Below are 20,492 nucleotides of genomic sequence, written 5' to 3' on the forward strand. Positions count from 1 at the left end.
GTCGTTAACGATGACGCGTGTCTACTGAGTAAACGCGGCGCCCTTGAGGCCATCGCTGGCAAGCCAGCTCCTACAAAAGTTTGGTATCACTCGGACTTGCGGATTTTTTCGACTATCGCGGTCGTGGAACTGTTTTCCACCAGCCCCAGCACTTTTACCGTTCCGCCATATGCCGTCACGATGTCCGCACCGACGACCTGGTCGATCCCGTAGTCCCCACCCTTGACCAGCACGTCCGGCTTGACCTCGCGCAGCAGGTTTTCCGGGGTGCCTTCAGGGAAGCTGATCACCCAATCCACCGCACCCAGACCGGCCAGTACCGCCATGCGACGGTCGACGCTGTTGATCGGACGACCCGGCCCTTTCAGGCGGCTGACCGAAGCATCGTCGTTGACCGCAACGATCAGACGATCGCCTTGAGCGCGCGCCTGTTCGAGGTACGTCACGTGGCCGGCGTGCAGGATGTCGAAGCAGCCATTGGTGAAGACGATCTTCTCTTTGTGCGCACGCGCATCGTCGACCGCCAGCAACAACTGCTCAAGACCCAGCACACCGCGCTCGGAACCTTCTTCACGCTGGATGGCGCGACGCAGTTCCGGGGCACTGATGGCCGCCGTACCGAGCTTGCCGACAACGATGCCTGCCGCCAGGTTGGCCAGGGCCACGGCGTGAGGCAATTCCTCGCCCGCGGCAATCGCCGCCGCCAGGGTAGAAATCACCGTATCGCCGGCACCGGTCACGTCGAACACTTCACGTGCCCGAGCCGGCAGGTGCAACGCCGGATGATCCGGGCGCAACAGGGTCATGCCGTGTTCGCCGCGGGTCACCAGCAACGCGCCGAGGTCGAGGTCGTGCATCAGCTGCGCGCCCTTGCTCACGAGTTCATGCTCATCGGCGCAACCGCCGACGATGGTCTCGAATTCGCTGAGGTTCGGAGTGATCAGGCTCGCACCCCGGTAGATCGAGAAATCCTTGCCCTTGGGATCGGCCAGCACCGGAATGCCACGGGCACGGGCGGCCTGGATCAGCACTTGATGATTTCTCAACGCGCCTTTGCCGTAGTCGGACAGCACCAGCACCTTGATGCCTTCGAGCAGTTCATCGACTTGCTCGCTGAGCGCCAACGCGTCGGTGGCGAAGGGTTCTTCAAAGTCGATACGCAGCAGTTGCTGGTGACGGCTCATGACCCGCAGCTTGACGATGGTCGGCTGGTGCGCGATGCGCTGGAACAACGCCCGTACGCCAGCGCCCTTGAGGCTGTTGGCCAGGCTGTCGGCGGCTTCATCGTCGCCGGTCACGCCGACCAGCGAGGCCGGTGCGCCGAGGGCGGCAATGTTCAGGGCAACGTTCGCGGCACCGCCCGGGCGATCCTCGATTTGCTCGACTTTGACGACGGGTACCGGCGCCTCAGGGGAAATCCGTGAGGTACCACCATGCCAGTAACGGTCGAGCATGACATCGCCGACCACCAAGACAGGGGCTTGATCGAATCGCGGCATGGACAACTTCATGGAGCAACCCACATACAGAATGAACAGGGGCGGGATATTAACACAGGGTTGACGTGGGCTTGTGTGGCGGCTGCAACGGGATGATTTTGCGGGGTTTATTGCTCATTTATTGAGCAATAAACCCGATAACCGCCGGCAAGCATCTGCCATCTCCAGCGTTTGCGTGTCGATTTCACACTCGGCGCACAACGGTGCCTCGTAGGGACTGTCGATCCCCGTGAAATCCTTGATCCGTCCTTGCCGGGCCGCCCGATACAAGCCTTTTGGGTCGCGCTGCGCGCATACCGCGAACGAGGTGCTCACATACACCTCGATAAAATCGCCCTCGGCGAACAGCCGTCGCGCCGCATCACGCTCGGCCCGAAACGGCGAAATCGCCGCAACAATCACGATCAGGCCGGCATCGACCATCAGCCTCGCCACCTCGGCCATGCGCCGGATATTTTCCCGACGACATTCAGCCCCCATCCCCAGGTCACGGCACAGACCGGCGCGCAGATTGTCACCATCGAGCACAAAGGTATGCCGCCCGAGCTCGTTGAGTTGTAGCTCTAGGGCATTGGCCAGCGTTGACTTGCCCGCACCGGACAACCCCGTCAGCCAGAGGCAGCGCGGCCGCTGCGATTTGATCGCGGCACGGTCGTTGATCGACAGCGACAACGCATAAGGCCTGATCCCGGGGACTGACATCGACAGCGCCTCATTCATAACCGAGCATCTCGTAATCGCGCTGGTACACCCGCCGTACCAACCGGCGGGTGCGTACTGAGCAGAAGTCACGGGCAGGCGCCGTGCGCCGCTGCTGCGAGCTGTTGATGTGCGGCAGCGGCACCGCGTCGCCCACCTGCTCGCACACCCGCTGAAAGTCGCGCTCCAGATGCTCCTGATAGCCAATGAAATCCAGCGCCAGATGCCCGAAGGAATCGGTGAGAAAATCCGTTTGCGCAGCGAAATGCAGCTGCCGCTGGATCGTTTCCGGGTGCAGCCAGCGAGCGACGAAATCGTCGAAATCGCGGTAGTGGCTGACCAGTTTCTGCGCGGGCCGGTCGCGCAGGCTCAGCTCGTTGCCCCGCAGAAAAGCGTAGGCCGAGTACGCCCTTTCCAGCGGATCGCGAACAAAAGCAAACTTGAAACTGTCGGCAAACTGCTCGGGAAATTGCTGTTCGTACCAGTACAAGGGCAAGTGCCCCGGGCTCCAGCCATCGAACAACGCCGCACAGACGCTGCTCCCGGCGCATTTGGGGACGTGAATGAACAGGCAGGAACGCTGTGTGAAAGGCTGGGGATAGCACAGGTTGGCCGACATCGACCGATTGACCACCTGACGGTCCACGACCGACAGACGCCCCAGCAAGAATTGCCGTTGCGCCTTGGGCAACAGCTTCCAGAGATAACGTTGCAACATTGCAGCACCCGCGCGAAGGGGATGGCCCCCTCGATTGAAGTCAAAGTTCGTTCAGGAACCTTAACAAGCGCGTTGCCGAGATTTATTCAGGTTTGGTCAAGAAAGGTAAAGGTCTGGATACAATTCACCGGACGCATTGCACGTCGATGAGCGCGAGGGTGAGCCAGGCTCACCCTCGCGTCGGGTCAGGCGATGTTTTCTGCCGGTGCATCGAGCCCCATCGCATGCAGGCGCGAGTAGTAGCCGTTTTGCGCCAGAAGCTGGGCGTGGGTGCCGCGCTCGACAATTTCCCCATGATCCATGACCAGGATCAGATCGGCCTTCTCGATGGTCGACAAGCGGTGAGCGATCACCAGCGTGGTGCGACCTTTCATGACCTGATCCAGTGCCGCCTGAATGTGCCGCTCGGATTCGGTATCGAGCGCCGAGGTCGCCTCGTCGAGAATCAGCAACGGTGCGTTCTTCAACAAGGCCCGGGCAATCGCCAGACGCTGACGCTGACCACCGGACAGCAACACGCCGTTTTCGCCGACCTGAGTGTCCAGGCCTTGCGGCATTTGCGAGATGAAGTCCATCGCATAAGCGTCCGCGGCGGCCTTTTCGATGTCTTCACGCGGCGCGCCGGCAAGGTCGCCGTAGGCAATGTTGTTGGCGATGGAGTCGTTGAACAGGGTCACATGCTGCGTCACTTGCGCCACATGCCGACGCAGATTACGCAGACGGTAATCTTCGATTTCTACGTCATCGAGCAGGATTTCGCCGGTTTCATGGTGATAGAAACGCGGAATCAGACTGGCCAGGGTCGACTTGCCGCTGCCGGAACGCCCCACCAGCGCGATCATTTGCCCCGGCGCCGCGGTGAAGCTGATGTTCTTCAGCACTTCACGGTCGGTACCTGGGTAAGTGAAGCTCAGGTTACGCACTTCAAGGTGACCGCTGACGCGATCGCGCTCGACAGTGCCGGTGTCGATCTCAGGCTCGACGTCCAGTTGCTCGAAAATGCTTTCGGCACCGGCGACGCCTTTCTGGATGGTCGAACTGACTTCCGACAACTGGCGAATCGGTTTCGGCAACAGGCCGGCGGCGGTGATGTAGGCCACCAGGTCACCTGCGGTGGCATCACCGCGCAGGAACAACACGAGGAACATCAGCACCGCCATGGCGGTGTAGATAACCAACTGCAGCATCGGCGTGTAGACCGCGCCGGTCTTGGTCATGCGCAATTGCTTGTCGGTGTTGCCCTGACTGGCTTCGGCAAAGCGCCGCTCTTCATAGCTTTCACCGCCGAAGCTGCGCACCACGCGATAGCCCTGAATGGTTTCGGACGCCACGTGTGTCACGTCGCCCATCGCCACCTGGATCTTCTTGCTTTGCTTGCGGAATTTCTTGCTGGCGCTGCTGACCATGATCGCGATGATCGGCAGGATCGCCAGCATCACCAGGGTCAGTTGCCAGTTCATCCACAACAGGTAGGCAAACAGGAACACCACGGTCAGGCCTTCGCGAATGACCACTTTGATGGCATCCGTGGCAGCACCGGTGACCATGGTCACGTTAAAGGTGATACGCGAAATCAGGTGCCCGGAGTTATGGGTGTCGAAATAGCGGTTGGGCAAAACCAGCAATTTGTTGAACAGCTCGACGCGCAGGTCATGGACCAGACCGAGGGAGACCTTGGCCAGGTAATAGTTGCCCAGGAACGACCCCAGGCCTTGCCATGCCGCGATCAGGATGATCAGCAGCGGCACGGCCATCAGCAACTGCAAGTCTTTTAGGTAGGGAACATTCGGGAACAGCACCGCTTCGGGGTTGCTCAAGCCGTCGACGAAGTATTTGAGAATCCCGGCCAGCATCGGCTGTGTCGAGGCAAAAATCACGAAGCCAATGATACTGATGGCAAACAGGCCCCAGTACGGGCGCACATACGACAGCAGGCGCAGGTAAATCTTCAAGCTCGACGGCGCAGGCGAATCAGGGCTAGTCATGAGAACCCGTTGTATGAGAAAAGAGCCCGCGAGTGTAACACAGGCCATTTTAGTCGCTGAGCTGCGGTAATATGGCCGGCTATCCATGCCTCACGGCGTCGACCCCGGAGTATTGATGCAAGCGCTTGACCACACCCGATACCTCGCCCTGCGCGAGGGTGCACAAGTCCTTGAAGCGGATGGTTCGGGAGACAAGGTGCTGCGGTTGACGGACGGCTCGATCCTCAAGCTGTTCCGCCGCAAGCGTCTGTTGACGTCGGCCGCCTGGTATCCGTACGCCAAACGTTTTGCCGACAATTGTGATGCATTGCGTGAACGGCACATTCCCTGCCCGTCGATTCGTCAGGTCTACCGCATCGCGAGTATCGAGCGCGATGCCGTGCACTACGATCCGTTACCGGGTCAGACCCTGCGCCAGTTGCTGGACGACGAAGGCGACGCTGATCCGCTGCGCGGCCAGTTGGGGGCGTTCATGGCGACCCTGCATGAGCGAGGGATCTATTTCCGCTCGGCGCACCTGGGCAACATCGTGCTGACGCCCGAGCATCAATTGGGTTTGATCGACATTGCCGATATGCGGGTCTATCGCCGTCCGCTGCGCAAGACCCTGCGGCTGCGCAACTTCAAGCATATGGTGCGTTACCCACAGGATCGCCAGTGGTTGCTCGACGATCGCGGTGAGGTGTTCATGCAGAATTATGGCCAGACCCAGAGCGTTTGCTCTGCGGAAGAACTGAGCATCGCCCTGCAAAAATGATCTGGACACCTTCGCCTCCGGGGAGGAGGCGAAGGTCAGGCATTACGCCAGTGCCTGGCGTCGCGCTTTCAATACACGCGAGAGAATCATCGCCGAAGGCAGCAACACCAGTGGCCACAACTCGTCCGGGTTGCCGATCAGCAAACTTCCATCGAAGTTCAGCATCACCAACGCACACGCCAGGTAAACACCCCACGCATCGCGCAGACGCCAGGCTTGCCACAGCGAAGCCACCATCAACCCGACAAACAGCAGCAACGCCACCGCACCGCCGTAAAGCCCCATGGCCACGAAGATATTGTGCGGATGCTGGATCGGCATCGTGCCATCGAGCAACTGTTCAGTATGGAAACCGATGCCGCAGCCCAGCGCCCAACCGCAGTTGCGCCACTCGCCGATCATGATGTGGAAGATTTCGATGCGGTACGAATCACCCCGGTTCCACAGGGACAGGAACCAAAGCTCGTTGTGCACCATCCAGAACAACAGACCGAGAATCACCAGGCCAACCGCCATCGCACTGCCCACCAGACGCGGCTTCTTGTAAAGCGCGTAAAGCAGCCAGGCGCCCAGCAGGAAGGCTCCGCCCACCAACGCGGTGCGTGTCTGCATGACAAAGACCACGGCGAACACCGCCAGGAAGACAGCCAGGCCACCTTCGATCAGCCTCCGCTCCTTGACCCACATCGGCAGCGCCAGCCCCAATGCGCAGAACAGCCAGATACTGGCATAGATGACATTTTCCAGACGCCCTGGAAGCAGTCCGACACGGATGCCGACGGCATACTCACCGGTCACCCAGGCGTAGATCGCCGAACTGAACACGTACAACGTCAGGACCCAGAACTGCGCACGAACGAAGGCCGAGCTGCGGAAAAACTGTGGATTGGTGAGGGCGCCCACGACCATCACGAACATCAGCACATAGAAAATGTGCTTGAAGAACTGCGCATGTCCGGCAATCGTCGCCGGAACCAGAAACCACAACAGGAAAGCCAGCCACCCCAGCGCCAACGGGAGCTTGAACAGGCCTGCCCCGCGCTCCTTGACCAGAAAGACCAGCCCAGGCAAAACCATCAGGCCGTAATACAGGTTGTTGGTCCACTTCGAAGACCAGCCCACCACAAAACTCAACAGGAACAAGCAAAGTGCTGCCCCGAAGTACGACGTGATGGTGATTTTTCCTGGCTTCATGCCGCTAAATTCCATTGACTACCCAACCTATTGCCACACCAAGAATCAGGGCCACGACCAGCTTGATTCGATCGAGACGTTTACGCCTTAACTTGTTTTGCCGCTCCTGTGGAACCACCACGTGCTCACCGAAACCGGTGTGCAGTACCGCGTCGTTCTCCAGAATCAGCGCATAGCGGTTTTCGCCGGCATACAGGCGCGACAGGTCTTTCTCTCCGGAAAAAGCGGAGTACGGTGCATGAATCAGGTAATCGGCACGGCGTCGCAAGCCCGGGTTCAGGGAGAAGCCCTGCCAGTCGGCCTTGTGCGAGCCCAGCACATAGAAAGGAATGCCGTGGCTGACTTTGCGCTCGTTCAAAAACACATAAGGACTGTGAACCTTGAGGTCATGATTGAAGCTGCGCAGCCACACCTGCAAGGCTTGCGGATCTTCTTCCAGCAAGCATTGGGACTCTTCGATAAAGCCTTCGCGGTAGAAGTCCCAGTCATCTTCGCAGTGGAAAATCCACGAGGTCTGCACCTCGGCATAGGCCGCATCGATGGATCGTAGCTGGCCCAGTCGCGGATTGTTGATGAAGAACCGGGTATGCGCCCGCCAGTGCTCCGGAATGCAGGCCTCGACGGCGCTGTCGCCGGAGTCCTCGGTAATGAATACCTTGCGGATGGGAGCCGTATTGAACCGGTCAAACGTCTCCAGGGTTCGCTTCAACAAATCGAAGCGACCGCAACTGGTGATGACGACCGAAATGTCGCTAGTCTCGCTGAACAGCATTTATTTACACCGCTCCATTAGTGGTTTGACCGCCGGCTTCACAGCCCGAGCGTTAAGCGTATTTTTTCTTTCCAGCCCAGCGGAACGTGCTCGCGTAGCGGCGCGCGCAGGGCGTCGACAATCGCATGCCCAACGGCGCGGAAGGTGTAACGCTGCTCTACCAGAGCCTGCCCGGCCAATGAAATGGACTCGGTCAGTTGCGGGGACTCACGCAACACCGCGAGTTTTTCCCTCAATTCATCGCGCGTTCGATAAAGCACAATGTTGTGCATATCGACAAAGCCCAGTGCGCGATTCTCTTCTTCGCCCTGATCGTAAGCAAACAACACACAACCACAGGCCATAGCCTCGAAATTCTTGATCATGTATTCGCCCATGCCGACATCGGCACTCACGAAATAACGGATCCGGCTCAACGTCTCGCAGTATTCCTCACCCGACTTGGTGCGCGTGATCAGCAGGTTTTCGACTTCGGCCACGGACTCGAGCATCGCCCTGCGTCCGGCATAGGCAACACTGTTCAGGCTGCCGACGAAACCCAGCTCGATGTCACGTTCACGCTGACGGTTCTGCAACAGCGCCTGATCGTAGCCCTTGGGCACGAAATGCGCGTCAAAGCCTTCATCGCACAGGCGCTGGCTGACCATGTAACCCGAGCTGATCACCCGCGCCCAGGGCAACTTGCGGTAATGGGCGCTGAACTTTCCGGTGTACTTGCACGGAATGTAATTCTGGTACGCATCGTGTTCCAGAATAACCAGATTGGGCAGGGTCTGTATGAACCTCACCTGTCTGATTTCTTTTTTGAAGCGCAGGAAGAACACGATCCGGTCATAGCGAGAGACATCTACGTGCTTGCGAAAGTAGCCACGCAAGTCGTCCTGTTCCTCACTGGTCAATTCGCGCTTGTCACACTCGCACTGCTCAGCGATACCGTCATACAGCCGGTCGAGGATCGCTCGCTGCTCTTTCTGCACCAGAAACAGAACTTTCAATTGGTCTCTCTCTTTCCCGACAGCTCATGGACCCAGAATAATTCATGGCGTCGCACCGCTTTACGGAAGAACTCGTTTTCGCCGAAAGCCGGCCATTGCCTGGCAGCCAGGCAACGTTGTATCGCCCGGCGGAGTAAACGCTTGAGGGGAAGTCGCGGCTGAAGGTCGTGCATCATGCCCAACGACATGGCCTTGTGCCACTGTTTTTCGGTCGACAGGCAAAGCGACCAGGGGCGCAATGGCTCTTCGGCACTGATCTGCGGAGGCATCGCCACACCCGCACCGGCATCGCCCATTGGCCAGCGATCGTTATCGTGCAGGTGATTGGCGTAATGCAACAAAGTCTCGGGCTGCCAGGCTGTACCGCCCAGCGCCTGCATCACTGCTTGTTGCGAACACAGGTGGTCCGGGTGCGGGTCAAAGCGCGGATGCGGCAAGACAATGACCTGGGGCTGAATGCGCTCGATCAGCTCTTTCAGGTCGGCCAGCAGGTTGTTCCAGGACGGCACGCCATCCACGTCACTGCCCAGGGCGAACGGATTGAATCGGCGAAAATAACGGGTATCGCCCAGTTGCGCCTCGCGGGACAACACGGCCTCGGCTGGCGCGTTTTGCATGGCAGGCAACTGTAGACAGAAGTAGCCCAGCTGGACACAGCGTTCCTGAGGTACGCCGCCCCACAATGGCACGCTGATACTGTCCCAGGCGCGAAGCGAACCTTTCAACCGGGATGCTTCGACGCCTTTGAGCCCCATCTGCTGATAGTGTTCGGCCTCGATTTCACCGGCGGTCAAGGTCACGATCCAGCTTTCGCTGGCACTGCTGTACAAGCCGAACGCGGCCAATTCGGCATCGTCGGCATGGGGCGCGATCACCATCACCCGCCGATTGCTGTAATCCGGATGTTCGAACGCCCAAAGTACCGGTTCGCCGAGCAATCGGCAGAAACGCCCGCGCAAACGCAACTCGCCTTTGGACAGAACCTGCGCCTGGCCGCTGAGGTTGAGGTAACGCAGACCGTTCACACCGCGCTCAAAGACTTGCCGGTCCGGACTGTCGCCACCCGACAACTCCACTATCGGGTCGAGAAAGCGCCCCAGCCAGGTGCTTTTGATCCGTAACGCCAGCACCAGGGTCGCGTCGTCCACCAGCATGACGCCGTCATCCAGCCGCAAATGCTCACCGTCCAGGTGAACCTTGGGTTGTTGGGTATAGGGCGGAAAGCTGTACTCGTAATCGTCTTTGGGCGAATAAAACAAATGGTCGGCAAACCATGCTTCGTGAGCGATCCAGCCCAGGACCGCCAGAATCAGCGGTAACCACCAGGCCACCAGCACGCCGATGGCAATCAACAGCACCAGCGCGACCAGCAGGCCGATGCGTTTCTGGCGCCGATGGCGCTTGAGCAATTGCTGTTTACGGCTCATGGATTGGCTCATACGGTGAAGACTGGCACAGGATTGCACCAGCGATCCTTGTATTCTCGATCGGCGCGACCGAAGGAGAAGCGAAGGGGCTTGTCCAGCGCTCGCGCATGCTCCCAGGCACTTTGCGTATTGAGAAAGCTCAGCACGCTGCCAGGGCTGAATTCACGGGTTTGCGGGTCCACGCCACCATTGATGTACTCGACACTGATCCATTGCGGCGCTTCGACGCGGTAAACCAGTTGAATCGCGATTGGCGCGTCGTTGAGGAAAATCACCGAGCCGATCAACAAATCACGCAACAACTCGATCACTTCGCCCATGCGCTCGGCGCCGGTGGCCGCAAAGCCCCAGCGACGCTGAAACAGGTCGCAATAAATCGCGGCCAGTTCTCGGCTGGAAAACTCGCTGACCGGCCGCACCACGCCGCCCGCCTCCTCCAGCAAGCGCAATTCGCGGCGCTGGTTGTAGCGAAACTTCTTCGACAGCTCTTCCGGAGTGCGGGCCATGGCCAATTGTTCAGTCTGCAACCTGATGCCTGCGAAGCGGCCTTCATTCAGTGCTGACAGATAACGGGCGCGATGGCGCAGGGGCGCTTGCGTATCAGCAGCGGCCGGCAGGATGAGCTCGGCATTGCCGAGGTCGAACAGGCCTTTTTTACCGTTGCGCTTGAGCACGTCCTTGGACAAGGCAAGGTCGCGCCCCCAGGTCGGGATGGCTGCCTGGACGTCACCGTTTTGCGCCCAGGCCAGATAGCGCACGGGAATGCCGGCCAAATGAGCCAGTCGCTCGACGACCATCGGATGCGTCGCGACGCTGCCGCCATAACGGTGCCAGGCCTCGGCGTATGTCGAGGCATCGACCACCGCCCAGCCACGCTCGCGCCAGCCTTGTAGTCGGTTGAGCATCAGCCCCTCGGCGCCAGTTCGGTAACGTGTGGCAAACGCCAGAAAGCATCGCGTACGGCACGGTCGGAGAAGCGCTCACGCAGGCGGTCGAGCATCAGCTCGGCGCACTGGCGACGTTGTTGCTCATCCATTGCGGCCAGATGGTGCAGCCCTTGAGCCAGGTGCCCGGCATCGCCCAACGGGAACAGAATGCCAACGCCTTCCACCACTTCCTTCGCGCCGCCACACGCCGTGGCGAGCAACGGCACGCCGGCAGCCATGGCCTCCAGCAACACCATGCCGAACGGCTCGTGATCGGAACTCAGGGCAAACACATCGAAGGCACGGAAATAACGCCGAGCCTCGGGCACCTGCCCAAGGAACAGTACGCGATCGCCAATGCCCAACTCGCGGGCCTGGGCCTTGAGGTCCTGCTCCAGCCGACCGGTACCCAAAATAACCAGTTGGCTGTTAGCCGGCAAACCCGGCAGAGCCGTCGCAAAACCTTCCAGCAACGTGGCCTGATCCTTGTCCGGATGCAGCCGCCCGACGTTGCCGACAACCCAGGCATCCATCGACAACCCCAGGGTTTCCCGGGCTTCACGAACGGACACCTGGCTGTCTTGCAAGGTTTGCACATCGATGCGGTTATAGAGCGTCTGAATCCGCCCGGCCGGCCATTTCGGCAAGCAACCGCGCATGTCATCGCGCACCGCGTCGGAAACCCCGAGCAGGCTCAGGCGCTTGCGGAAAATATGGGCGAAGAGCTTGCGAGTGCCGCGCTTGTAGTCATCAAACGCATGATGCACACCGATGACCGGCAACGAAGTGCCCAGCAAGGCGATGTAGATCGGCTTGAAACGATGAGCGATGCAGAAGCTGAAGTTGCGCGAAGCGGCGATCTTGCGCAGATCGCCGATGGCACCCAGCTTCAGGCCACGAATGGCCTTGGAGCTGTATTCCATGAACAACACTTCATCGGAAGCACAGCCCGCGGCAACCTCGCTGTCTGCAACCCCGGTCAGAAACACCGTGGTCACTCGATATCCGGTCCCCGCGAACAGGCTGGCGTACTGCCGGGCGCAGTCCAGAAACGGCCCGTCATAGCCGTGACAGAACTGCAGCACATGGCGTTCAGCCGAGCGTGTCATATGCGTCCGCGCCCTCTTTGACCACCAGGATGTCTTCCATGATCAGATACTGCAGGTCGGAGCCGAAGAACATGTTCAGGGCATCCGTTGGCGAGCAGATCATCGGCTCGCCACGACGGTTGAGCGACGTGTTCAGCGACACGCCGTTGCCGGTCAGCACTTCCAGCGCCTTCATCATGTCGTAGTAGCGCGGGTTGTATTCGCGCTTGAGCACCTGGGCCCGGGACGTGCCGTCTTCGTGAACGACTTCCGGCACGCGGGTTTTCCACTCTTCAGCCACTTCGAAGGTGAAGGTCATGAACGGCGCCGGGTGATCGATCTTGATCATCTGCGGTGCGACGGTGTCGAGCATCGACGGGCAGAAAGGCCTCCAGCGCTCGCGGAACTTGATCTGGTGGTTGATGCGGTCAGCCACGCCGGTCGCACTCGGGCAACCGATGATCGAACGACCGCCCAAGGCACGCGGACCGAACTCCATGCGACCCTGGAACCACGCAACCGGGTTGCCATCGACCATGATTTTGGCAATGTTTTCCGGCATGTTATCGAGCTTGCGCCATACCGGCTTGCTCGGGTGACGGGCGCATGCTGCCAGCACGTCTTCGTTGCTGTACGACGGGCCGAGGTAGACGTGTTCCATCTTCTCGACCGGCACACCACGGGCGTGAGACACGTAAGCCGCCGCGCCGACCGCAGTGCCGGCATCGCCGGACGCAGGCTGGACGAACAGCTCTTTGACGTCGTCACGGGCGATGATTTTCTGGTTGAGCTTGACGTTCAACGCACAGCCGCCGGCGAAGGCCAGCTTGCCGGTTTCCTTGAGTACGTCGCCCAGGTAATGGTCGATCATCTGCAACGCCAGTTTCTCGAACAGCGCTTGCATGCTCGCGGCGTAGTGGATGTACGGCTCGTCGGCGATGTCGCCTTCGCGCTTGGGACCCAGCCACTCGATCAGCTTCGGCGAGAAGTAGAAACCCTTGCCCTTCTCTTTATAACGGCGCAGACCGATGACGTTGGCGTAGTCGGTGTTGATCACCAGCTCGCCGTTCTCGAACGAGGCCAGGCGCGAGAAGTCGTATTTGCTGGCGTCGCCGTACGGCGCCATGCCCATGACCTTGAACTCGCCGTCGAGCATCTCGAAACCGAGGAACTCGGTGATCGCACCGTACAGGCCGCCGAGGGAATCCGGATCGAAGAATTCCTTGATCTTGTGGATCTTGCCGTTTTCGCCGTAACCGAAGAAGGTCGTGGCGTACTCACCCTTGCCGTCGATGCCGAGGATCGCGGTTTTCTCTTTGAAACCGGAGCAGTGGTAAGCGCTGGAAGCGTGAGCCAGGTGATGCTCGACGGGCTCGATCTTGATTTTCTTTGGATCGAAGCCCAGTTGCTCCAGGCACCAGACGATCTTGTTGCGATAGCGCTTGTAGCGACGGTTGCCCATCAGGATCGCGTCGAGGGCGCGGTCCGGGGCGTACCAGTAACGCTTGGCGTAGTGCCAGCGTGCCTTGCCGAACAGGCTGATCGGCGCGAACGGAATCGCAACCACGTCAACGTCGGACGGCTTGATGCCCGCCTGCTCGAGGCAGAACTTCGCCGATTCGTATGGCATGCGGTTCTTTGCATGTTTATCGCGCACAAAGCGCTCTTCTTCAGCCGCCGCGACCAGCTTGCCGTCGATGTACAAGGCTGCGGAAGGATCATGGCTAAGGGCGCCGGACAGGCCAAGAATCGTCAATGCCACAGGGGTCTAGCCTCTTTAGTCTGCATGCAGGCGCAACGCGCCTCAAAAATTAATGTGCCCTCGCAAGGGGCGAGAGACAGCTAAAGGGCGGGATTATAGCGTAAACATGCCGGGAATGACCCTACGGTTATCAGCGGCGTAAACATGACCCAAGGCCAGGACGCATGGCCAGGATCATCCGCGACCCGGCCGCCAGTAAATCCTGAGATTGCCATCGACCCCCTGCCGGTAAATCGTGTACGGCAAGGCAACGGTGTCCAGCGCACCGGACAACGCCAGGTCCAGCAAAACCAGCGGTACAAGAAAACCCGTGGGGTCCGGCGGTGCATTCAGCACACAAAAATCGTAGGCCATCCCGCTGTAGATTCGCGGGATGGACTGGCAGTAGGTTTTTTGTTTGCGCAGGTCACGCGCCGCGTCTTCGTCATTTTGCAGGACGGTGACGGCGGTGCCGCAGCCAGATAGCGCCAGTGAGAATGTGCCGAGCAGAACAGCCGTTTTGATCGTCAAGATTTGCCCTCCATGAACGTCAGGCAAACTAGCATTGCGGCTATTCAGGGCACAGTTCATGGGGTCTGGGGATCATGTAGGAGATTTCATAAGAACTTGTCCCCCTGATCTCCGGTGGCTGTGCCGGCCCCATCGCGAGCAGGCTCGCTCCCACAATTGATTTACTGTGAACACAAATCCAATGTGGGAGCGAGCCGGCTCCGGGCGGCGTTCCGACGATAGGACCGAAGGCCCGATTCAGGCAGCGCTGGAGATTTCTTTGGGCAGCCGCTGATCGATGACCTGATACAGCGCGCTGCTCTCAGGCCAATTGCGCATGAACCGCGCCCGGTCCCGCGCATACGCCGGGGCGAAGCTGGCGAGCGAGCCGTGCTGACGCATCGCGTCCAGATCGATCAGTGCCCAGCGATCTACCTGCCAGAACAGGTTGTGGCCCTTGAAGTCGCCATGACTGATCCGCTCGCGAATCAGCTCTGCAAACAACTGATCCAGCGCCACCAGCTCTGCCTCGGGCGCTTCACCGCTTTCAACGTATGGCGCAAACCGCTCGATGATGTCCGGCCCCGGCAAATGCTCGGTCACCAGATACGCCCGGCTGCGCAACCAGAGAAAACGTTTTTCCAGCACGGCCAACGGTTTCGGCGTGGCGATACCGAGGAATGCCAGCCGATTGCCTTCGCGCCATGAGTGCCAGGCACGGCTCGGGCGCCAGAAGCGCTTGAGCCAGTGGGCAAAGCCTTTGATGTTGTAGCGCTTGATTACCAGCGTCCGACCGTCCACCGCGACTTTTCCGACACTCGCCGCGCCGCCGGTCTTGTACAGATGGCCCTGATCGAGCAATGCATCGGCCTGCTCCAGCACCGGCAACATCGCCGCTTCTTCCTCGCGGCGAATCGCCCGCAACCCGAAGGCCCCGCGCTGCACGCTGAACAGCGTGCATTCGCGTCCGACCTTAATCAGGAAGTCTTTCAGGCGCCAGCTGCGGACCTTGTCGATCTGTTTCTGCAACGCTTCCATGGGCAAGGCATGCTCGCCATTGCTCAACAGGTAATACACCAGCAATTCTTCGGTGAAAGGCTCCAGCGCCTTGGGCAACTGGGCGAAAAACACCCCGAGGTTTTCCAGGACTTTCTGTCGCGACAGTGGCTGGCCGGGGGTTTCGCTGCAGATCCCCGCACCGTCGATCAGATACAGTCGACCGCCCTGGCGCAGCAGGTTGTCCAGATGCAGGTCTTCCTGCCACAGCCCTTTGCGGTGCATCTGGCCGATCGCGCCCAACGCCTCGGCCAACACGGCCCCTTGCCCATCCGCGAGCACCGGCAAGTGCTCGACCTGTTTCCAGGTATCCCCCAGGCTCTCGGCGCCTTCAAGGAAATCGAACAGCAGCCAGCCGCCCTCGCCGTCCTTCAAGCCGTCGGCCAGCAGCTGCGGCGTGGTCAGACCTTGAGCGGCGAGCAAGCGCACACCGTCCAGTTCTCGCTGAAAATGCCGGGCCGCCTTGGTGCCGACCAACAACTTGGCCAGCACCGGACGGCCACGCCAGACACCGGCGCCGACATAACGCTGGCCCGGCAACACCCGCAACAGACTCAACAATTGCAACTCGGCAGGGCCGGCGGCATCGGCCAGTGAAACACTCAGCGGCAGAGCCGGGCTACGGCCGGTGTTTTTCAGTTCGGACAAACGCATCAGCGCGCCTCCTTGTGGCTGCGCCGCGCGGTCAGTCGCGCCAGCCAGCTGTCGATCAGCGAACTGTCCTGCGATTGATCCAGGTAAGCGGCCAGTAATTCACGCACCTGCGCATCGCTCCACTCGGGCGCCCGCCGCGTCAACGGCTCCAGATCCTTGACCCGGTCACGTCGGCCCCACAGCAGCGGCCGGGTTTTCTCCAGGTCGATCAATTGAGCCTGGTAACCGTCGCCCGTGGCCCGCAGAAAAATGTGTTTGGGATAGAAGCAGCCATGAACCTGACGCGCCGCGTGCAGGCGCCGAGCCAGCTCGCCACACGCCTGCAAAATCGCCGAGTGCTGCGCGCCACTTAACTCCGACCAACGCTGCAGCAGCGAATCCAGGTCATCCCAACCGTCCAGCGCACGGGTCAGCAGAATCGCCCGGACTTCGCCCTCGACTTTGCGCTCACCGAAGAACGCCGCTTTCAGCGCCGGAATGCCAAGCTTTTCATAACGACTGATGTTGCGAAATTCCCGGGCAAAACTGGGTTCGCCAAACGGCGCATGCAACGTGCGCATCTGGTAGTTGCTTTGCCGCTTGAGGTAGAAGCCGTGACCTTCAAGATCCAGCCGAAACACGCTGCTCCAGCCACCGCGCACGGTGTTGGGCTCATCCACAGCATCAAGCTGCCTGGCCCAAAGCGCATCGAAGTTGCCGAGGCCGTGGCGCTCCAGTAGCGCACGGTCTTCAGCAGCCAGAAAATCAGTCATTCGCGTCCCTCGAAAAATCTAACCACGTGCCGGATCCGTTTTTTGTCGGCGGCATTGAGTCGTGTCCGTTGGCTGTATTGCAGGTAAAAGCGCAGGCGTTGAGTCGCCGACAGCTGATACTTGGCGACCTTGTCCAGGCACGCCAGATCCTTGGTGATACGGTACTTGAGCCAGAAGCCGCGCCAGAAATTACCGTTGGGGCAATCGATCAGGAACAGCCGGGCCTGGTCGTCGATCAACAGGTTGCGCCACTTCAGATCGTTATGGGTGAAGCGGTGGTCGTGCATGGTCCGGGTGTAACCGGCCAATTGCCGACTGACATGATCGACCCAGGCGCGGTCCGCCAATTTCGGATCATGCCGTTCAGCCAGGATGGACAGGTCCACGGTTTGCGGCAGTTCAAGGGTAATCATCGCCCCACGAGCATACGCCGCACCGCGCCGCTCCAGCCCCCAGGCCACCACTTCAGCAGTGGGAATGCCCCATTTGGCGAAGCGCTTGAGGTTCTGCCACTCCATTTTCACCCGCGGCTTGCCCAGATAACGGCGCAAGCCCTTGCCCGCGCCGACGTAACGCTTGACGTAATAGTTGACGCCATTGCGATTGACGCGGATGACTTCGGACAATGGGTCGTGAGTCAGTCGCTCGCCCTTAAGCGCAAACACCGCTTCAAGGCTGCCGAAATCTTCTGCCAGCTCGCTATAAGCAGGTTCCAGTTTCCAGCCCGACATCAGAGCGCATCCCCGTATCGCTGTTTACGGTCGTAGAGTTTGTTGGCCTTGCCTTCCAGCCAGGCGAGCAGCCCCGCTTCTTCCGACAGAACCTGGCGCAGCGGTTGCTGGAAGTAGCCCTTGAGGAAACGCAATTTGTCGCGCTGGGTCAAGCCGATGTCCAGGGCCGAGAAGTACAGCGCCGCCAGATCCTTGTTACGCCAGCGCTGGGTAATCGTCGGGCGGGTCTGGGCGCGGTGCAGGTCGATCACCGAAAGTTTGAAATCGTCGGCGGTCACCGGTTTATCGGTGTGCAACAGGAAGTGGCAGATGTAGCAGTCGCGATGGTTGACCCCGGCGCGGTGCATCATGCCGGTCATGCGCGCGACTTCGGCGATCAGCGCGCGCTTGAGTTTGGGCTCCGGTGGTTGCTTGACCCAGTCGATACTGAAATCTTCGAGGCTGACGGTCGGCGCCAGCTCTTCGGTAACGATGAACGAATGCTGGTCCGCCGGGTTGCTGCCCTTTTCACCGTAGGCAACGGCGGTCATGGTCGGCACACCGACTTCCTGCAGGCGCTGAATGGCTTTCCACTCCTGGCCCGCACCGAGCACCGGCAGTTTGGCGGTCAGCAGGTTCTTGAAGATCTCGCCCCAGCCAATGCCACGGTGGATCTTCACGAAAAAACCATGGCCGTTCACTTCGGTGCGCAAGGTCCGGCGCGCTTCCAGCTCGCGATAAACCTCGCCCTGCAAGCCTTCGACTTCGGCGAACGGGTCTCGCCCGGCCCAAAGGCTCTTGAACGGTTCAGCCAGCATCAACTTCATTTAGCGTGCTCCGCCAGAATCACATCGGCCGCGTGTTGCGGCATGCTGTAGAGGTCGGCCGTCTCGGCGAAAGCCAGACCATTGCGGCTCCAGGCCGCCCGTGCTTGAGCGTCGTTCAACATGCTGGTCAGGTATTGCGTCAGTTGCGCCTGATCGAAGGGTTCATCCAGCACCAGGCCGGCGTCGGCCTCGGCGATGTAATGAGCGTAACCGCACACGGCGCTGACCAGTACCGGCAACCCGGCCACCAGGGCTTCGAGCAACACGGTCCCGGTGTTTTCGTTGTACGCCGGGTGGATCAACAGGTCAGCACCCAGCAGAAAACGCGGGATATCGCTGCGGCCCTTGAGGAACGTCACGTTATCACCGAGCCCCAAGGTGGCGCTCTGCACCTGGAATAACTTGGGGTCATCCTGGCCAATTACAAACAGCCGGGTGCGTTTCTTCAGGTCAGCGGGCAATGCGGCCAGTGCCTTGAGGCTGCGATCCACGCCCTTGGTCTTGAACCCGGAGCCGATCTGCACCAGCAACAACTCGTCGTCCTGCAGGCTGAATTCACGACGGAACCCGACACGAATCTCAGCCGCATTCGGTGGCGCGCGACGGTCCTGAGAAATGCCCGGCGGCAGCAAATGGAAGCGTTCCAGCGGCGTGTCGTAATGCTTGATGAACAGCGGCTGCTGGACTTCGGAGATCATCAGCACTTCTGTCTTGGCGTCCTTGGCGAACACCGCGCGCTCGTACTCGGCGAAGTGCCGGTAGCGGCCCCAACGACGGTACAGCGAGTTGCGCAGGTTCTGCGCCTTGTCTTCAAAGCAGCCGTCGGCGGCGTAGTAGACGTCCAGGCCTGGCATTTTGTTGAAACCGATCAGGCGGTCCACCGGACGCTTGGCCAGATCGGCCTCCATCCACTCGCTGAGTTTCTCGTTGCGACGATGATTGAAGAACGCCTTGACCGGCGCCACCAGCACTTCGAAACCCGGCGGGATGTCGCCTTCCCAGATCAGCGTGTAGACACGAATCTGATGACCGCGCTGCTGGCATTCCAGGGCAATGCGCATGAAATCGCGCTGCAAGCCCCCGAACGGAAAGTACTTGTACAAGACGAATGCCAATTGCATCAGCGCAGCTCCTCAGCCAGTAACAACGTGCTCAGTCGGGTCGCGACACGCTCGGGATTCAAACGCGTGAAGCACAGTGGCGACTCGCGTTTCAGGTCAAACCGGCGGGCATCTTCGGCCGTCGGTTGATAGGTGCATTTCTTTTGCAGGCAGGGTGCGCAGGGGAAATCGCTGGCCATGTGAATCTGTGCCTTGCCATACGCGCCGGTCAGGCCAGGGTTGGTCGGACCGAACAGCGACAGCGTTGGCACATCGAGTGCGGCCGCGAGGTGACCGAGACCGGTGTCCACCGCCACGCACGCTTGCGCACCGGCCAGCACTTTGCCGATGCCCGCCAGGTTCAACTTGGGCAGCACTTCAACGTGACGCATGTCTTTGGCGATGCGTTCGGCCCGGGCCTTCTCGGCCGGATTGCCCCACGCCAGCTTCACGCCGACGCCCAGATAGCCAACGCGCTCGGCCAGTTCGCGCCAATAGGCTTCAGGCCAGTGTTTGGTGTCCCAGGTGGTGCCGTGCAGGAACAGCACGTAAGGATTCTTGCGCGGCAATTCCACCAGGCGCTCGACGTTCAGACCGTAATCGCCCAGACCTTTTGGCAAGTCGTAGCCCAAGGCGATGGCGAACAACTGACGCACTCGCTCCACCGCGTGTTGACCACGGGCGACCGCCAGGCGCCGATCATAGAAACGCGCAGCGATCGGCTCTCGCGCCGATCCTTTATCCAGGCCCGCCACCGGCGCCTTGACGTAGCGGGTCAGCAACGCGCTTTTCAACAGGCCTTGCGCGTCAATCACCAAATCATATTTCGTGGCGCGAACGCTTTGCTTGAAGCGCTTCCACTCGCCACTCTTGATGGTTTGCCAGATGTTCTTGCGCCAGCGACGGATCGCCACCGGAATCACCTTGCCCACGGCCGGGTGCCAGGTCGGGATTTCGGCGAAACCTTCTTCCACCACCCAGTCGAACGTGATGCCGGGAATCGCCCGGGATGCGTCGGTCAACGCCGGCAACGCATGAATCACGTCGCCCAGCGAAGAAGTCTTGATCAGCAGAACCCGCAA

Annotated in this window: 19 protein-coding genes; 1 reads left to right on the forward strand and 18 read right to left on the reverse strand. The window is 60.1% G+C overall.

The features are described from left to right. Positions 1-86: 86 nt before the first annotated feature. The 4 genes from hldE to msbA all read right to left on the reverse strand — a co-directional run bounded on the left by hldE (position 87) and on the right by msbA (position 4,901). Positions 87-1,511, reverse strand: coding sequence for a bifunctional D-glycero-beta-D-manno-heptose-7-phosphate kinase/D-glycero-beta-D-manno-heptose 1-phosphate adenylyltransferase HldE (gene hldE / locus IB246_RS08970; protein WP_008040393.1), 1,425 nt, complete (start codon positions 1,509-1,511; stop codon positions 87-89). Between the two features lie 102 nt (positions 1,512-1,613). Continuing rightward, positions 1,614-2,219: an adenylyl-sulfate kinase gene (cysC, locus tag IB246_RS08975; protein ID WP_008040391.1), complete on the reverse strand. Its 606-nt coding sequence runs from the start codon at positions 2,217-2,219 to the stop codon at positions 1,614-1,616. Continuing rightward, positions 2,212-2,916 carry a sulfotransferase family 2 domain-containing protein gene (locus IB246_RS08980; protein ID WP_008040389.1) on the reverse strand — a complete coding sequence of 235 codons (705 nt, stop codon included), beginning with the start codon at positions 2,914-2,916 and terminating at the stop codon, positions 2,212-2,214. Before IB246_RS08980 ends, cysC begins: the two co-directional genes overlap by 8 nt. A 185-nt stretch (positions 2,917-3,101) precedes the next feature. Then, on the reverse strand, positions 3,102-4,901 hold the full coding sequence (gene msbA, locus IB246_RS08985; protein WP_008040387.1) for a lipid A export permease/ATP-binding protein MsbA: 1,800 nt from the start codon (positions 4,899-4,901) through the stop codon (positions 3,102-3,104). Between the two features lie 115 nt (positions 4,902-5,016). Here msbA and IB246_RS08990 point away from each other — a divergent pair, with 115 nt between their 5' ends. Continuing rightward, positions 5,017-5,658, forward strand: coding sequence for a hypothetical protein (locus IB246_RS08990; RefSeq protein WP_008040384.1), 642 nt, complete (start codon positions 5,017-5,019; stop codon positions 5,656-5,658). A gap of 42 nt (positions 5,659-5,700) precedes the next feature. Here the strand turns inward: IB246_RS08990 and IB246_RS08995 are convergent, their stop codons facing one another. The 14 genes from IB246_RS08995 to waaC all read right to left on the reverse strand — a co-directional run bounded on the left by IB246_RS08995 (position 5,701) and on the right by waaC (position 20,492). Beyond that, positions 5,701-6,852, reverse strand: coding sequence for an O-antigen ligase family protein (locus IB246_RS08995; protein WP_008040383.1), 1,152 nt, complete (start codon positions 6,850-6,852; stop codon positions 5,701-5,703). Positions 6,853-6,856: 4 nt separating this feature from the next. Next, positions 6,857-7,624, reverse strand: a complete 768-nt coding sequence (locus tag IB246_RS09000; protein WP_008040375.1) for a hypothetical protein — start codon at positions 7,622-7,624, stop codon at positions 6,857-6,859. Positions 7,625-7,662: 38 nt separating this feature from the next. Further along, positions 7,663-8,619, reverse strand: a complete 957-nt coding sequence (locus tag IB246_RS09005; protein WP_008027864.1) for a glycosyltransferase — start codon at positions 8,617-8,619, stop codon at positions 7,663-7,665. Continuing rightward, positions 8,616-10,046 carry a PIG-L deacetylase family protein gene (locus tag IB246_RS09010; protein WP_008040373.1) on the reverse strand — a complete coding sequence of 477 codons (1,431 nt, stop codon included), beginning with the start codon at positions 10,044-10,046 and terminating at the stop codon, positions 8,616-8,618. Before IB246_RS09010 ends, IB246_RS09005 begins: the two co-directional genes overlap by 4 nt. 8 nt (positions 10,047-10,054) lie before the next feature. Beyond that, positions 10,055-10,951 carry an antimicrobial resistance protein Mig-14 gene (locus IB246_RS09015; protein WP_008040364.1) on the reverse strand — a complete coding sequence of 299 codons (897 nt, stop codon included), beginning with the start codon at positions 10,949-10,951 and terminating at the stop codon, positions 10,055-10,057. Continuing rightward, positions 10,951-12,081, reverse strand: coding sequence for a glycosyltransferase (locus IB246_RS09020; protein WP_008040363.1), 1,131 nt, complete (start codon positions 12,079-12,081; stop codon positions 10,951-10,953). The genes IB246_RS09015 and IB246_RS09020 overlap by 1 nt, the downstream gene beginning before the upstream one ends. Continuing rightward, entirely contained in the window at positions 12,065-13,822 is a 1,758-nt protein-coding gene (locus tag IB246_RS09025) for a carbamoyltransferase (RefSeq protein ID WP_008040362.1), read from the reverse strand. Before IB246_RS09025 ends, IB246_RS09020 begins: the two co-directional genes overlap by 17 nt. A gap of 174 nt (positions 13,823-13,996) precedes the next feature. Continuing rightward, entirely contained in the window at positions 13,997-14,332 is a 336-nt protein-coding gene (locus tag IB246_RS09030; RefSeq protein WP_008027859.1) for a YceK/YidQ family lipoprotein, read from the reverse strand. A 237-nt stretch (positions 14,333-14,569) separates the two neighbouring features. Then, complete coding sequence (locus tag IB246_RS09035; protein WP_008040361.1) at positions 14,570-16,021, reverse strand: lipopolysaccharide kinase InaA family protein; 1,452 nt, start codon at positions 16,019-16,021, stop codon at positions 14,570-14,572. Continuing rightward, positions 16,021-16,773 carry a lipopolysaccharide kinase InaA family protein gene (locus IB246_RS09040; RefSeq protein WP_008040359.1) on the reverse strand — a complete coding sequence of 251 codons (753 nt, stop codon included), beginning with the start codon at positions 16,771-16,773 and terminating at the stop codon, positions 16,021-16,023. The genes IB246_RS09035 and IB246_RS09040 overlap by 1 nt, the downstream gene beginning before the upstream one ends. After that, complete coding sequence (locus tag IB246_RS09045) at positions 16,770-17,504, reverse strand: lipopolysaccharide kinase InaA family protein (protein ID WP_008040356.1); 735 nt, start codon at positions 17,502-17,504, stop codon at positions 16,770-16,772. Before IB246_RS09045 ends, IB246_RS09040 begins: the two co-directional genes overlap by 4 nt. After that, complete coding sequence (rfaP, locus tag IB246_RS09050) at positions 17,504-18,310, reverse strand: lipopolysaccharide core heptose(I) kinase RfaP (protein WP_008040354.1); 807 nt, start codon at positions 18,308-18,310, stop codon at positions 17,504-17,506. Before rfaP ends, IB246_RS09045 begins: the two co-directional genes overlap by 1 nt. Beyond that, positions 18,307-19,431, reverse strand: coding sequence for a glycosyltransferase family 4 protein (locus IB246_RS09055; protein ID WP_008040352.1), 1,125 nt, complete (start codon positions 19,429-19,431; stop codon positions 18,307-18,309). The genes rfaP and IB246_RS09055 overlap by 4 nt, the downstream gene beginning before the upstream one ends. After that, positions 19,431-20,492 (reverse strand): lipopolysaccharide heptosyltransferase I, encoded by a 1,062-nt coding sequence (gene waaC, locus IB246_RS09060; protein ID WP_008027853.1) that lies wholly within the window; start codon positions 20,490-20,492, stop codon positions 19,431-19,433. Before waaC ends, IB246_RS09055 begins: the two co-directional genes overlap by 1 nt.

Source organism: Pseudomonas sp. PDM01, from assembly GCF_014852325.1.
Taxonomy (GTDB): Bacteria; Pseudomonadota; Gammaproteobacteria; order Pseudomonadales; family Pseudomonadaceae; genus Aquipseudomonas; species Aquipseudomonas migulae.